Below are 13,681 nucleotides of genomic sequence, written 5' to 3' on the forward strand. Positions count from 1 at the left end.
CCACTGCGATAAACCCAACATAAACAAAAATTCCCCAGTGCCTAAACACTGGGGATCGCTGCTCCCCCAACTGGACTCGAACCAGTAACCCTTCGATTAACAGTCGAATGCTCTGCCAATTGAGCTATGGGGGATCAGTTGCTCTTAGAACTTCCTTTGCGGTGTTCCCTGCAACGAGATAGAACTATATCCACTTAAGCACACATATGACAAATCGTGAGGTCAAAAGCCATTTTTAAACAGTCCGTTTACCGGTTAACGCTTGAGGCCACTTTCTGTCTATAATAACTAACGTCTTCACATGAAGGCGTGGGGCTATAGCTCAGTCGGTTAGAGCCACGGACTCATAATCCGTTGGTCCCGGGTTCGAGCCCCGGTGGCCCCACAGGAACAGCCGGTGTTCTTTTCAACAAAGAGCACCGGCTTTTTCGTACCCGCACTCCAAGATGCGGGAATCTCGCTATTGTGGGAAGTTGATCTGAGTGTGACTACCTATATCAACATGTGAGGGATAACTATGATTCAGTTCGTCGTCGGAGCAGCTGCCGGATATGTCTTTGGAACGAAGGCGGGCCGTCGTCGCTACGAGCAAATCAAGAAGGGCTATCAGGCAGCAGTCTCTTCTCCAGTAACGCACAAGGCTGTTTCGGCTACCCGCAAGGCGATTGCAAATAAGCTTGATCCACAGCCACGCATGAAAGAGGTCAAAAACCTCAGGCGTAACGACGACTCCGTGATTCTGGAACCTGACCACGATTAGGAGACTGCGGGGGTGGTAGTAAGTGCCCCCTTACCGTATGCTCGATACCAACGTAGATACGTCTTTTACTCTCTGAAAGGTTGGAAGTCTTTATGGCTCACCGCATTCGTCGTTCCCTCACTACCGCAGCTGCTGTTTTGGCTCTCGGGGCTGCAATTTCTGCCTGTTCTCCCCCACACCAAGTTGATTCGGACACCAAGGTAGATACCGCTACCAGCGCTAAGGTTGCTCAGCCTTCTGCGGCTTCTGAATCTGCTATGGCGGCTCCTAGCGACGACAAGAATGCTGAGATTAAGGCTTCCGCTACCGAGAACCTCACCAATGGTCAAAACATCACTGTAGAGCTTTCTGGCCTTAACCCAGAGGTTGGTTACTATGCCGCTATCTGCAACGCCACTACACCTACTGGCGCCCCAGCACCACTATGCACCGGACAACGCGCTGATACTTCCGCACAGGCGTGGATCAAGGCCGACGGCACTGGTACCACCACGCTTAACTCCGATGGCACCGCTACAGTAAACCTCACCGCTGCAGCCACCGGTCAGGGCGTAGACTGCAAGACCGACAAGTGCGTAATCAAGGTCTTTGGCGATCACACTGAGGGCTTCCGCAATGTGACCGAGGTTCCTGTCACTTTCGCTTCTTAAAAACACAGAAAAAGTGCCGCAATGGTGTTGTCCTTTGCGGCACTTTTCTATTTAAAAATCTTTTCTAAAAGTTCACGGCGGTTCTGTTCCAGAGCCACGAGATCCGCAAACAAAGAGTTATACGCTTGCATGTCTTCTGAGGGTCGCATGCGCTGCATTGCACCTTTGAGCTGGGCAATTTGGTTGCCAATACGTTGTTCCATCAATCGCGCCAGCGTGGTATCTGTGTGAGCTTCGAGCCCCCACTCGTCCAAAATGATGTCTTCGACGGCCAGCTCAGATACCAACGATTTGCCCACCATGTCGTGAACATTGTCACGGACAGCGTCAAGCCACGTTGATCCACGAATCGCATCGCTACATCCACCAGCGGCCACGATTGCTTTCCTGACTGCCGCATAAGACTCGTGGGTAAACACATCATCGGGAAGGCTATCAAAATACTCCCCTGCGTGTTCAGGGTATTGTAGCGCGATTTTGAGAGCCTCTCGCTGCGGCCATAGCCGTGGCTCTTTTCTGTCCGGCATGACCAGCATGGACTGAGTCATCGCTGGCTGATTGTCAGAGTCAATCCGAGTTGCCCTGCGCTGACGAGGCTGGGTTTTAGGTCGGCGTTCCTCAGCTCGGACTTGTTGCAAAACCTCGTTAGGATCAGGCCACCCTACCCAACCAGCCAAGAGCCGAGCGTATTCAGTTTTCAAGGCACGATCGCGTATCGACGCCACAATGGGCACGGCGCGCCGCAACGCTTGGAGTCGCCCTTCCACTGAGTCCAAAGGGTATTCCGCAATCAAAGTTCGAATGATGAACTCGAACATGGGAACACGTTGTGCCACCAAGTCACGCACTGCTGCATCGCCTTTTGCTAGGCGCAGATCACATGGGTCCATGCCGTCGGGGGCAACGGCCACATAGGACTGTCCACTGAATTTCTGATCGCCCTCGAAGGCACGCATGGCAGCTTTTTGCCCAGCCTCATCACCATCGAAGGTGTAGATGAGGGAGCCGGCAAAGTAGGCGTCGTCAAGCATGTATCGACGCAAAATTTGTAGGTGTTCTTCGCCGAAAGCCGTGCCACAGGCTGCCACAGCAGTGGTCATTCCCGCTGCATGCATGGCCATTACATCCGTGTAGCCTTCCACCACTACAGCTTGGTGTTGGCTAGCGATAGATTTTTTCGCCAGATCTAGCCCAAAGAGCACTTTTGATTTTTTGTACAACAACGTCTCGGGTGTGTTCATGTATTTACCGAGTTTGTCGTCGTCAAAGAGCTTGCGCGCACCGAAACCAATCACATCGCCGGAGACCGACTTAATTGGCCAGAGCAACCGACGGTGAAATCTATCAATGGGACCGCGTCGTCCCATTGTCGAAAGGCCCGCTGCTTCTAGTTCTTTGAATTCAAAGCCTTTGCGCAGCATGAACTTGGTCATGGTGTCCCAGCCCTCAGGCGCGTAACCGCACTCAAAACCATAGATATGCTGCTGAGAAAATCCTCGATCGAGGAGGAATTGGCGGGCAACTGCCGCCTCTGGGGTTTCTAATTGTTGGCGATAGAACTGGTGGGCCACACGGTTCGCTTCAATGAGGCGTTTGCGTGTGCCAGGTTCTTCGCGCCGAGCCCCGGTGGTTCCACCCTGATAGTTAATCTGATAGCCGATTTTTTCGGCGCAAACTTCTACAGCCTCAGGGAAAGTCAGCTGTTCCATTTCCATAAGGAAGGAGAAAACGTCGCCACCTTTTCCGGTAGAAAAGCAGTGGAAGTATCCATGGTTGGGCCGCACATGAAAGGACGGCGTTTTCTCTTCTTTGAACGGACTTAAGCCTTTCAGCGAATCCGCTCCGGCAGGCTTGAGTTGAACGTACTCCCCTACGATTTCCTCGATGGGGGTACGCTCACGAATCGCCTGAATGTCACTGTCCGGTATTCGACCCTTGCCTGCCATAGTGAGTGTTCTACTCCACCGTCACAGACTTGGCCAAGTTGCGCGGTTGATCCACATCAAATCCCTTGGCTGCGGCGACACCACAGGCGAAAATCTGCAGTGGAACGGTAGCCAACAGTGGCTGCATCAGTGTAGGTGCTTGCGGAATGCGAATGATGTGGTTGGCATATGCCTCCACAGCATCATCGCCTTCTTCTGCGATAACGATCGTGATGGCACCACGTGCACGAACTTCTTGAATGTTGGACACGACCTTCGCATGCAAAGAATCGCGGCCACGCGGCGACGGAACAATCACAAAGACGGGCTGGCCTTCCTCGATCAGGGCGATAGGACCGTGCTTGAGCTCACCAGCGGCAAAACCTTCGGCGTGCAGATACGCCAGTTCTTTGAGCTTCAGTGCGCCTTCCAAAGCCACAGGGAAACCAACATGGCGGCCCAAGAACAACACGGAGGTTGAATCTTTCATATCTTGCGCCAAGGTCTTGACTTGATCCTCTACCCCGTCGAGAACTGCCGACACCTTGTCAGGAATATTGCGCAGCTCGCTAAGGACGGCATTGACCTCGTCCGCAAACATGTTGCCGCGCAGCTGAGCTAGGTACAGGCCCAAAAGGTAGGTTGCGGTGATCTGCGCCAGGAATGCCTTGGTGGATGCCACTGCGATTTCTGGTCCGGCATGGGTATAAAGGCATGCGTCAGATTCACGTGGAATAGAAGATCCGTTGGTATTACAAATAGCAATCACCTTCGCACCTTGTTCGCGCGCGTGACGAACAGCCATGAGCGTATCCATGGTTTCACCCGACTGCGACAAGGCCACCACGAGGGTTTTCTCATTCACGATGGGGTCGCGGTAGCGGAACTCATGTGCAAGCTCCACCTCGGTGGGGATACGGCACCAGTGCTCGATGGCGTAACGGGCGACATGGCCTGCATACGCTGCGGTGCCACAAGCGATCACAATGATTTTGTCGATACTGCGCAGGGTGGACTCGTCGATACGCAACTCATCTAGGGTGAGCTTTCCGGACTCGTCGAAACGCCCCATGAGGGTATCTCGAACTGCAGCAGGCTGCTCATGGATTTCTTTTTCCATGAAGAATTCAAAGCCACCTTTTTCAGCAGCTTGTGCATCCCATTCCACAACAAATGGCTTGCCTTCGGCGTGATTGCCATAGAAGTCGGTGATGTCGTATCCGTCAGCAGTGATGGTCACGATCTGGTCGTTGTCCATTTCCACAGCGTTTTTGGTGTAGTCGATGAACCCAGAAACGTCTGAACCGAGGAAGTTTTCCCCCTCACCTATACCGATCACTAGTGGCGAGTTACGACGTGCCGCAACAATACGATCAGGGGTTTCTGCATGAATGACTAGAAGCGTAAAAGCTCCCTCAAGGCGCTGGCAGGTTAGCTGCATGGCACGAGTGAGATCTTTATTGGCCTCGTTATTAAAAATGTGCCCAAGAAGGGTTGCGGCTACTTCCGTATCCGTTTCTGAGACGAAGTTGTATCCAAAGCCCAAAAGCTCGGATTTTAGTTCAGCAAAGTTCTCAATAATGCCATTGTGTACAACGGCAAGCTTGCCGCCATCCACAACATGTGGGTGTGCATTGGCATCGGTGGGGCCACCGTGGGTTGCCCACCGAGTGTGCCCAATACCCAGGCACGATTGTGACATGGGGCTTGCTTCCAGCTCTTGTTCTAGGGCTTGCACCTTGCCAGCTTTTTTACGGAAGCTCACTGCACCGTCTGCAACTACGGCAACGCCTGCGGAATCGTATCCTCGATATTCCAAGCGCCGCAGCCCTTCGAGAACCACATCGAGAGCAAAATAATCACGGTCAGGTACCGATGTCCTGCCTACAAATCCAACGATTCCACACATACATCGCACTATATTGTATTCTTTGTGCTAGTGCAGTTTCTGCAGGTAGTAGGTCAGCATCTCATTCATTGATGTGCGACAATGGTACTCATGTCTGGTGCGAAATCTACGCCTTCTCATAAAAAACCACAGTCGCTGTTTGCTGCCGTTGCCGGTCTTGCCATAGCTGTTGCCGCTGGTTACTTCGGCCTACAGCCTTCTGAGGATTCACCTCAGCAGGCGCCAGCCACCTCAGCTGTCCGGCATAACGAGGGCGAATGTCCTGTGGAGTCCTTGCCACCGCAGGTAAAAGATACGATCGCCGATATTACTGCGGGTGGCCCCTTTGATTACCCAGACAATGATGGGGTGCGCTTTGGCAATTATGAGGGGCATTTACCGCAAAAGGATCGTAATTTTTATCGTGAGTACACGGTAGAAACTCCAGGTCTGCATCATCGCGGTGAGCGTCGCATTATTACTGGTGGTGGTTCCAAGACAAGCCCACAGCAGTGGTATTACACCGATGACCATTACGAGAGTTTCTGCGAGATCCCCAATGCCCACTAGTATTTCTGTTTCTCGTATCCGCAGCCTCGACGAGTTTTATGCGAGTGTGATGGCTCAGCTAGAGCCTTCTCGCAGTGCACCGCGCAATCTTGATGGGTTGGCGGATGTCTTGCGTGAATTCCATGTGACTCGTATCAATTGCAGATCTTGGCAACTTTCGGTGGCTGACTCGGAGCGCGTGATGCGTGTGCTTGTCAACGAACGCGTTGCCCTCGTCATCACCCCATAAAGCCGCTGAGCTCAGCCGATTGCTTTGCGACGCGTTCCAAGCGTGATTCTGTCATCGAGGAAATGTTGTCGATGATGACTCGCTGCCGCTGTGCATCGGTTTCTGCTTGTTCCCACCACAGGCGGAACACGGGATCTAGTGCTCCCCTGCCACCGGCTACGAGGTAGTCGTACACACGGTAGATACGCTCACGCTGGCGGTCTTGGCGCTGCAAGTGTGCTGGATCGTCCATCACATACAGCACAGCAATCGTTTTGAGCAGTGTGACCTCGGCTAATACTTGATCTGGTACGACAACTTTTCCGGTGGTACGACCAAATACCCCGGTATCACTTGCAGCCCGAGATGCTTCAATCACTGCGCCCACGTATCGGCCAACTAATTGGGACGTCATAGCTTTAAGGTCAACGTAGCCGCGCAGTGATCCGTTAAAATCTGCAGCCGCAGAAATAATCGGCAGTTCGCGCAGATGATCGGCGGCGTCGACAAGCGCTTCTGGAGTACCGCCGAAAGCTCGTACACCTTTTTCAGCGAGCTCTGCAAGCTCCACAAAGTCCCACAGCGCCCTAAGGTGTACTCGCCCAGATACGATCCCGTCTTCTACGTCGTGAACGGAGTAGGCGATGTCATCGGAGAAGTCCATTACTTGGGCTTCCACACATGCCGAGGCATCATCATGGCCTTGACGGACCCACTGCAAAATATGGGCATCTTCGTCATAGCATCCATATTTTTTGTTCACGCTACCGTCGGGGTTTGTCTTGGTGAGCGGGTATTTACATGCTGCATCGAGGGCAGCACGAGTGAGGTTAAGCCCATAGGACTCCCCCGCCTGATCAACGACCTTGGGCTCAAGCTTGCTCAAAATTCGTAGCGTTTGAGCGTTTCCTTCGAACCCGCCACAGTCTTCGGCTATTTCTGCCAAGGCCTTTTCGCCATTGTGTCCATAGGGCGGATGACCGATGTCGTGTGTCAGCCCAGCCATCTCACACAGATCAGTATCAAGGCCAAGCCCCGTACCAATACCGCGCGCAATTTGGGCGACTTCGAGCGAGTGCGTCAACCGTGTACGCGGGGTATCTCCGTCGCGGGGTCCCACCACCTGTGTTTTATCAGCTAGCCGACGTAAAGCTGCCGAATGCAATACCCGAGCACGATCCTTGGCAAAAGGACCACGTTCATCGCGGTGCGCAATAATTCGGCTGGGTTTTTCAGGTTCGTCGAAACGCCGCTGCCAATCGGAAGAAGAATAGCTAAACATAAAAGATCACCGCTCCTCACGAAGTTGCTCGTGACGTGCGCGTCGCGACGGCCGCAACCAGGCTTGGATGCGTCGTAACGCGTCTTCTACTTTTTGCGCTGCCGCTTTTCCAACTACGAGTTCGATCGCCACGACGACAAGGCCGCCTTGTTCGTGCGCAAACGTCCACCACCACTGCCACCGCGGAAAAGTCGTGGGACAATAAGGAGTAGGCGACGCCCACGCAGCAATGCCTTCCGAACGGGCAATAAGCTCAGCCCGCAGGCTGTGGTTAGGATCGGTAACAATCAATACCGGTTGTTCTAGCTCTGGTAACGCGGCCCGAAGCGAACCCCGTGTATCGTGCCCCTGTTCAACAGCCACGATTAAATCGGAATCCACGTGCTCTTTAATCAGGTACTCTCGCGCCACCGCCGCCTCAGTGAAGCGATCCTCTGGCAGCTTTCCACCGACGGTGACAACTTTTTGACTGTGCTGCGAATGCCACTGCTCAGCAGCCCATTTCAACCGGCCAGCAAACTGCCTCGATGGCACACCGTCGTACTGCGCAGTACCTAACACAACAATCGTAGGAAAACGCCTACGGGAGTTCTTAGGACGAATGCGGCCGCGCACCACCATCGCAAGCGGTGGAATACTTGCAAGAATTGCAGATAACCGAAGTGGCTTCATACCCATTAGCATGCCAGATCTTCTCCCCCCACGATGTTCTTACCCACATTGACTAAGCTGGTGAACATGCATTGGAGTATAAAGCAGGCATCCAGATTGTCCGCCATCGCACTGGCAGCCTCTGTTGTGGGCTTGCCCACTGCCGCATTAGCGTTGCCGCAGCCAGCCATCCACGTGGAAGCCGCCGCACCTCAGCGCTATGTGGAAGTAGTTACTGACGAGTCAGGGGTACTGAGTCCCGATGACATTGCCGGTATTACACAGAAGGTTCAGCAATTCCAACAAGAAACTCGTCGGCAAATCCGCATCATCTTCGTTGATTCATTTGACGATGTCACCCCCGAAGTTTGGACGACTCAGGCGGTTCGCTCCAATGGAGATAGAAATGTGGCAGTTTTCGCTGTCGCAGTAAAGACTCGCGAGTTTGGCATTAACGGCGGCGAAGATTGGGATCCGCATGCCCTTGACAACATGTACAACGCCGCTTACGACCACCTCTTAGAACAAGACTGGGCGGGCGCAGCTTATGGCGTTGTAGATCAAGCCACTAACACCTCCGCGGCTTCGTCCTCACCGGCCTCTGGCCCCACATCCTCGGTCGACAACGCTTGGCTGGGTGCTGGTGCACTCGGTATCGCCGCTACTGGTGGCGGTCTATGGGCCTATAGTCGCCGTAAGCGCACCGCCTCTCAAAAGCACACCTTTGAGTCTGCTCGCTCCATCAATCCTGCGGATACCCAAGCACTTCATGCTTTGTCGACGGATACCCTAGCTGCACTAGCACAGGAAGAATTAGTCAGCACGGACGAGTCGATTCGTCGAGCAAAAGAAGAACTCGAGATCGCCGTTGCCGAATTTGGTGCGGAGCGTACGCGCGCTTTCCGCCGAGCAATGAACGATTCCACAACTACGTTGCATAAGGCGTTCGCACTCAACCAGCAGGCGCAAAGCACCTCGAATCCTGCGGAACGTCACGCCCTTTACGTTCAAATAGTGTCTACTTGCGGGATTGCCGACGACGCGCTCGATGCCGAGGCCGCCAACTTTGCCCAACTCCGTAATTTGTTGGTCAATGCCGACTCCGTCCTGCTCAATTTGACTCAACGCATTGTGGATCTGCGCCAACGCCTGCCCGGCGCTGCTAGCACGTTGGAGAGCGTCAGTGCACAGTACTCCGATTCAGTAGTCTCTTCTATCAAGGACAATCTGGATATAGCGCAGGCCAGTATCACTGAAGCTGAGCGAAGCCTCGATGCTGCCCGCGAGTTGTCCTCACGGCCCGCCGGCGAGCAAGCAGGGCTTGTCGACGCCATCCGTAATGCGGAAAATGCGGCAAATAATGCTGACAAACTTATCGCGGCCATCGAACATGCTGATTCCAATATCTCAACGGCTCGATCCGGTATCCCTGCCTTAATTACGGAGATTTCTGATGAGATCGCCGAAGCACAACAATTGCGGGAATCCAATGATCAGATCACTCCTGAAGCCGGTTGGGCTGCTTTTGATGCCAGCGTTGTTGATGCCCGATCTGCACTTGATTTTGCCCACGCTCATGCGGAACAAGATCCTCTTGAGACGTGGTCGATGCTTACTGCAGCAGATTCCGCGCTCGATATCCAGCTGGCGTATGCACGCGATGCAGCTGCCGATCACGAGCGACGCTCGATGGTGTTCCAACAGCAGCTATCTTCAGCACAATCGAGTGTTCAAACGACCTCAGATTTTATTAGCACTCGCGGCAGAGTAATTAAGTCGGCTGCTCGAACTCGACTCGCCGAGGCCGAGAAACTTCTCGCCCAAGCGCACAATGCTGCGTCTACGGACGTGGTCCGGGCAACAGATTTCGCACGTGAGGCTGATCGCACAGCACGCTCAGCGTTATCGCTGGCAAAGCGCGATTACCGCGACTACCAGCAGCGTCAGTCGTCTAATCGTGGCGGCGGTATGGGTGGCATTATCACCGGAATGGTACTCAATGAGATTTTGTCGAATAATCACCGTGGTGGTTTCGGCGGTGGTTTCGGAGGCGGCTTCAGCGGTGGCGGCGGAGGCGGAGGTTTCCGAGGCGGTTCGTTCTAGATTCGCACGTCGAAGGGGGTGTCGATAAGCCGAGCTACGTAGACGGCAAAAAGTAAGTCCGTTTTCGGAATCGTACTGCCAGCGTCGATAGATAATCCGTTGATCTGTGCAAGACAGTGTCCGCTTAAGTCTACGAGTTCGCGGCGACGCCACCCTACTCGCCGCATCACGTACTTGCGACCAGCACATTCAACGGTGATGCATTTCATTCCGGCTTGTGTGTGCGCAGTTGATTGCAAAGCTTTGGCATTGCATTTCCAGGTCCAAGGGGTCGGGCGTGCGACGTCAACCCGAATCATTCGTCCCTCAATAGATAAAGCCCCTCGACTACCTTGGGCAACTATGCGCCCTTGGTAGTCGAGGAGCTTTTCGCCGCACCAGCAGTAAGTGGTCATGTGCGTTAGAGCAGTGCCCACACGACTGCTGGCATGAGAAGCAGGAGGAAGAAGAACAGGCCCAAGGTGAAGCTGCTGAGTTTGGCCTCTAGCTCGGTCCTCGTTACAGCAGAAAGGAACACTTTTTGTTGTAGGTTCAGTCCGGAATCTTTTTCAAACTCAGTGTAGCTTTTTCGAACACCGCTGTTTCCACCTGAGAACTGGCCGATTTTTGTTTCCTCTGGATCAGAGTCAACATAAACCCAGTCATTTTTGTTCTCATTGATTGCGCGAACGTTCCGATCACCGAGAGATATCTCGATTCGCTTTGAGCGGGCGAATCCCTTTTCCCCTGCGTCTGCAACAAACTCCTTACCGCCGTCGATGGTGGCGCGCAAGGTTTTCTTGTCGGAGCTTAGGGTCCATGCGGCTCCATCGACGTCGATGGTTTGCACCGCATGAATGTCGATGGGGAATGTCGCAATGGTGTTGTCATGGTCGTCGAAAAGGTCGATGTGATTTTTTCGACGGTTACCCCAGCTAGTGAAGTCCATGGCTTCCTTCCAGAGTTAGGAGGTATTAGCAGCCGATCAGACGAGCTGCGAGGTAAGACTGCAGATCGTCGAGGGCCACACGTTCTTGGGTCATGGTGTCGCGTTCGCGAACGGTCACGGCGTTATCTTCGAGGGTGTCAAAGTCAACGGTCACGCAGAATGGCGTGCCGATCTCGTCTTGTCGACGGTAACGGCGGCCAATAGCACCGGAGGTGTCGTAGTCGACATTCCAGAACTTACGCAATTTCGCAGCAACTTCTTCTGCGACCGGTGTCAAAGTGTCCTTCTTGGACAATGGCAAAACAGCCACCTTGACTGGTGCAAGACGCGGATCGAGCTTGAGTACAACGCGCTTGTCCACACCACCTTTGGCGTTTGGTGCTTCGTCTTCGCAATATGCGTCGACGAGGAAAGCCATGAGTGCACGAGTGAGACCGAAGGAAGGCTCAATAACCCACGGCACGTAGCGCTCACCGGTTGTTTGATCGAAATAGCTCAAGTCCTCGCCAGATTCCTTGATGTGGCAACCAAGGTCGTAGTCGGTGCGGTTGGCAACACCCATCAGCTCGCCCCATGGGTTTCCTTGGAAGCCGAACTTGTACTCCATGTCAATGGTGCCCTTGGAATAGTGCGCACGATCTTCTTCCGGAACATCGAAGCGGCGCATGTTGTCTGGGTTGATACCGAGGTCAACGAACCAGTTCCAGCAGTCATCGACCCATTCGTTGAACTTCTGATCAGCCAGTTCTTCTGGCACGAAGTACTCGATCTCCATCTGCTCGAATTCACGAGTACGGAAGATGAAGTTACCTGGGGTGATTTCGTTACGGAAGGACTTACCGACCTGCGCGATACCGAATGGAGGCTTCATACGAGCCGTGGTCATCACATTCTTGAAGTTTACGAAGATGCCCTGTGCGGTTTCCGGACGCAGGTAGTGCAGGCCTTGTTCGTTGTCCACGGGGCCGAGGTAGGTTTTCATCAAACCTGAGAACATCTGAGGTTCAGTCCAGTTACCCGGCTGACCGGTTTCTGGGTCTGGAACATCGGCGAGACCGTTTTCTGGCGCATGGCCGTGTTTTGCCTCATAAGCTTCGATCAGGTGATCGGCGCGGTAGCGCTTATGAGTATGAAGAGATTCCACGAGGGGGTCAGTGAAGGTGGCAACGTGTCCGGATGCTACCCATACCTGACGAGGCAAGATGATGGACGAGTCGAGGCCCACGACGTCCGCACGCGCCTGAACAAAGGTGCGCCACCACTGCTTTTTAATGTTTTCTTTCAGTTCCATTCCCAATGGACCGTAGTCCCATGCGGAACGGGTGCCACCGTAGATCTCACCACAGGGATAAACGAGGCCACGACGCTTACAGAGGTTGACGACCGTGTCAATGACATTGTTCTGTGCCACGGGATTGAACAGCTCCTTTTAAGTAGTGAGATAAAACGGCGACGGAGGTTATTCCTTTTATATCCGTACCTTCGTGACAGTCTAACCCGTCAAGTACTTTTTCTTCGACCTGTAAGCCTGTTAACGCAAATTCGTACAGAATACCCCAATTTGGTTAGGTAAAAAATGAGGAAATTTAGGCGATATAGCATCCCGTGACATAGTTTATTTTAAGTAATCACTATTGCTACCCCGTTTCGATCCCTTGCACAGTGGCAGTATGCAATCGTTTTACATCGCATCTTTTCAACAATTAGAAAGTAGCAGTCCCAATGGAAACTTCTCCGCGCCCATCATCACTGTATGCGCTGGGAGATGCCACCGTGATGTCCTCAGATCACAACCTTGACGTGATACAGGAAGAACCATCACTGATTTCTGGCATTTTGAGTGCTCTCGACTCGAGTATCAGAATCCAAATCCTGCTCTTACTACACCAGAGAGATCACTACGTTTTCGAACTAGTGCAAGCCCTTGGCGGCAGCCAGCCACTTATCAGCCAGCACCTTAAAGTTCTCAAGCGAGCTCATATCATTGACAATGAGCGCCAAGGCCGCCAAATTATCTACCGCCTCAAAGAACCCATGATCATCGACATCATCGCAAAAGTTGGTCAGCTCTCTCAAAAAGTTTCTAAAACAGCTGCCGTTTCCCACTAAAATATTTTCAATTCAACACCGTTAACAAGCCCGCTACCTTGCATTCCCAGCTAAACGCAGTGTTTTCAATCGGGCACCATCTCAACATTCTGCTGAAAAAGGAGTACGCTAAGCGTTGAAAGAGTTCTGGCCACAGTCTCTTTAACTGCCACATCCTGAAAACTTAAGGAATACTCTATGAATCGCACCATCGATCGTTCAGTCCCCAAGTTGGGGGTTCGTAGCACCCGTCAGCGCACCGCTGTCGTTGGGGTTCTTAAAGATCTTGATTATTTTGCTTCTGCCAAAGTGATCCATCAAGAGCTGACAAAACGCGATCTCAAGGTCGGTCTGACCACTGTATACCGGACCTTGCAATCACTTTCAGACATCGAAGCAGTCGATGTTCTCCATATGTCCAATGGCGAAACCCTCTACCGCCACTGCTTGAGCGATGAACACCACCACCACTTGGTGTGTACTCAATGCGGACGCACCGTGGAGATCGATGGCGGCCCAGTAGAAAAGTGGGCTAAAGAAGTAGCCCAGCTACATGGGTTCCAAGTAACTGGGCACGATGCCGAAATCTACGGCCTCTGCGAAAGCTGCTCTGCAGCAGCCGAATAAG

14 protein-coding genes and 2 tRNA genes are annotated in these 13,681 nt (G+C 53.0%); 8 read left to right on the top strand and 8 right to left on the bottom strand.

All coding sequences use genetic code 11. The annotated features are described in order from the left end of the window. Positions 1-61 precede the first annotated feature (61 nt). Positions 62-134: transfer RNA gene (locus tag CIP100161_RS08545), tRNA-Asn, on the bottom strand. 177 nt (positions 135-311) lie between these two features. On the opposite strand from CIP100161_RS08545, the gene CIP100161_RS08550 reads away from it, so the two are divergent. The 3 genes from CIP100161_RS08550 (at position 312) to CIP100161_RS08560 (ending at position 1,410) form a co-directional block, all read left to right on the top strand. Further along, positions 312-385: transfer RNA gene (locus tag CIP100161_RS08550), tRNA-Ile, on the top strand. Positions 386-517: 132 nt separating this feature from the next. Beyond that, on the top strand, positions 518-760 hold the full coding sequence (locus CIP100161_RS08555; protein ID WP_003852302.1) for a hypothetical protein: 243 nt from the start codon (positions 518-520) through the stop codon (positions 758-760). 92 nt (positions 761-852) lie between these two features. Then, positions 853-1,410, top strand: coding sequence for a neocarzinostatin apoprotein domain-containing protein (locus tag CIP100161_RS08560; RefSeq protein WP_155873593.1), 558 nt, complete (start codon positions 853-855; stop codon positions 1,408-1,410). A 47-nt stretch (positions 1,411-1,457) separates the two neighbouring features. Here CIP100161_RS08560 and dnaG read toward each other — a convergent pair whose 3' ends face one another. Then, positions 1,458-3,356, bottom strand: a complete 1,899-nt coding sequence (gene dnaG, locus CIP100161_RS08565) for a DNA primase (protein ID WP_155873595.1) — start codon at positions 3,354-3,356, stop codon at positions 1,458-1,460. Positions 3,357-3,366: 10 nt separating this feature from the next. After that, a complete protein-coding gene (glmS, locus tag CIP100161_RS08570; protein WP_155873597.1) occupies positions 3,367-5,244 on the bottom strand; it encodes a glutamine--fructose-6-phosphate transaminase (isomerizing) in 1,878 nt (625 codons plus the stop codon). An 81-nt stretch (positions 5,245-5,325) separates the two neighbouring features. Between glmS and CIP100161_RS08575 the strand changes: the two genes are divergently transcribed. Continuing rightward, the gene (locus tag CIP100161_RS08575; protein ID WP_155873599.1) at positions 5,326-5,793 is read left to right on the top strand and encodes a ribonuclease domain-containing protein; all 468 of its coding nucleotides are present in this window, start codon (positions 5,326-5,328) and stop codon (positions 5,791-5,793) included. Further along, positions 5,783-6,022, top strand: coding sequence for a barstar family protein (locus tag CIP100161_RS08580; protein ID WP_155873601.1), 240 nt, complete (start codon positions 5,783-5,785; stop codon positions 6,020-6,022). The genes CIP100161_RS08575 and CIP100161_RS08580 overlap by 11 nt, the downstream gene beginning before the upstream one ends. Here the strand turns inward: CIP100161_RS08580 and CIP100161_RS08585 are convergent. After that, complete coding sequence (locus CIP100161_RS08585; protein ID WP_155873603.1) at positions 6,012-7,283, bottom strand: deoxyguanosinetriphosphate triphosphohydrolase; 1,272 nt, start codon at positions 7,281-7,283, stop codon at positions 6,012-6,014. The two genes, CIP100161_RS08580 and CIP100161_RS08585, sit on opposite strands and share 11 nt — an antisense overlap. A 6-nt stretch (positions 7,284-7,289) precedes the next feature. Further along, entirely contained in the window at positions 7,290-7,967 is a 678-nt protein-coding gene (locus CIP100161_RS08590; protein WP_155873605.1) for a YdcF family protein, read from the bottom strand. A 54-nt stretch (positions 7,968-8,021) separates the two neighbouring features. Here CIP100161_RS08590 and CIP100161_RS08595 point away from each other — a divergent pair, with 54 nt between their 5' ends. Continuing rightward, positions 8,022-10,037 (top strand): TPM domain-containing protein, encoded by a 2,016-nt coding sequence (locus tag CIP100161_RS08595; RefSeq protein WP_155873607.1) that lies wholly within the window; start codon positions 8,022-8,024, stop codon positions 10,035-10,037. Here the strand turns inward: CIP100161_RS08595 and CIP100161_RS08600 are convergent. The 3 genes from CIP100161_RS08600 to CIP100161_RS08610 are packed head-to-tail and all read right to left on the bottom strand — an operon-like array spanning position 10,034 to position 12,376. Then, positions 10,034-10,432 (bottom strand): DNA repair protein, encoded by a 399-nt coding sequence (locus tag CIP100161_RS08600; protein ID WP_155873609.1) that lies wholly within the window; start codon positions 10,430-10,432, stop codon positions 10,034-10,036. The two genes, CIP100161_RS08595 and CIP100161_RS08600, sit on opposite strands and share 4 nt — an antisense overlap. Before the next feature lie 5 nt (positions 10,433-10,437). Then, a complete protein-coding gene (locus tag CIP100161_RS08605) occupies positions 10,438-10,965 on the bottom strand; it encodes a hypothetical protein (RefSeq protein WP_155873611.1) in 528 nt (175 codons plus the stop codon). 25 nt (positions 10,966-10,990) lie between these two features. Continuing rightward, positions 10,991-12,376, bottom strand: coding sequence for a glycine--tRNA ligase (locus CIP100161_RS08610; protein ID WP_155873613.1), 1,386 nt, complete (start codon positions 12,374-12,376; stop codon positions 10,991-10,993). 311 nt (positions 12,377-12,687) lie between these two features. Between CIP100161_RS08610 and CIP100161_RS08615 the strand changes: the two genes are divergently transcribed. Both CIP100161_RS08615 and CIP100161_RS08620 read left to right on the top strand, forming a co-directional pair. Beyond that, positions 12,688-13,074 (top strand): ArsR/SmtB family transcription factor, encoded by a 387-nt coding sequence (locus tag CIP100161_RS08615; RefSeq protein ID WP_155873616.1) that lies wholly within the window; start codon positions 12,688-12,690, stop codon positions 13,072-13,074. Between the two features lie 177 nt (positions 13,075-13,251). After that, positions 13,252-13,680, top strand: a complete 429-nt coding sequence (locus tag CIP100161_RS08620; protein ID WP_155873618.1) for a Fur family transcriptional regulator — start codon at positions 13,252-13,254, stop codon at positions 13,678-13,680. Position 13,681 lies beyond the last annotated feature (1 nt).

It is taken from the genome of Corynebacterium rouxii (genome assembly GCF_902702935.1).
Taxonomy (GTDB): Bacteria; Actinomycetota; Actinomycetes; order Mycobacteriales; family Mycobacteriaceae; genus Corynebacterium; species Corynebacterium rouxii.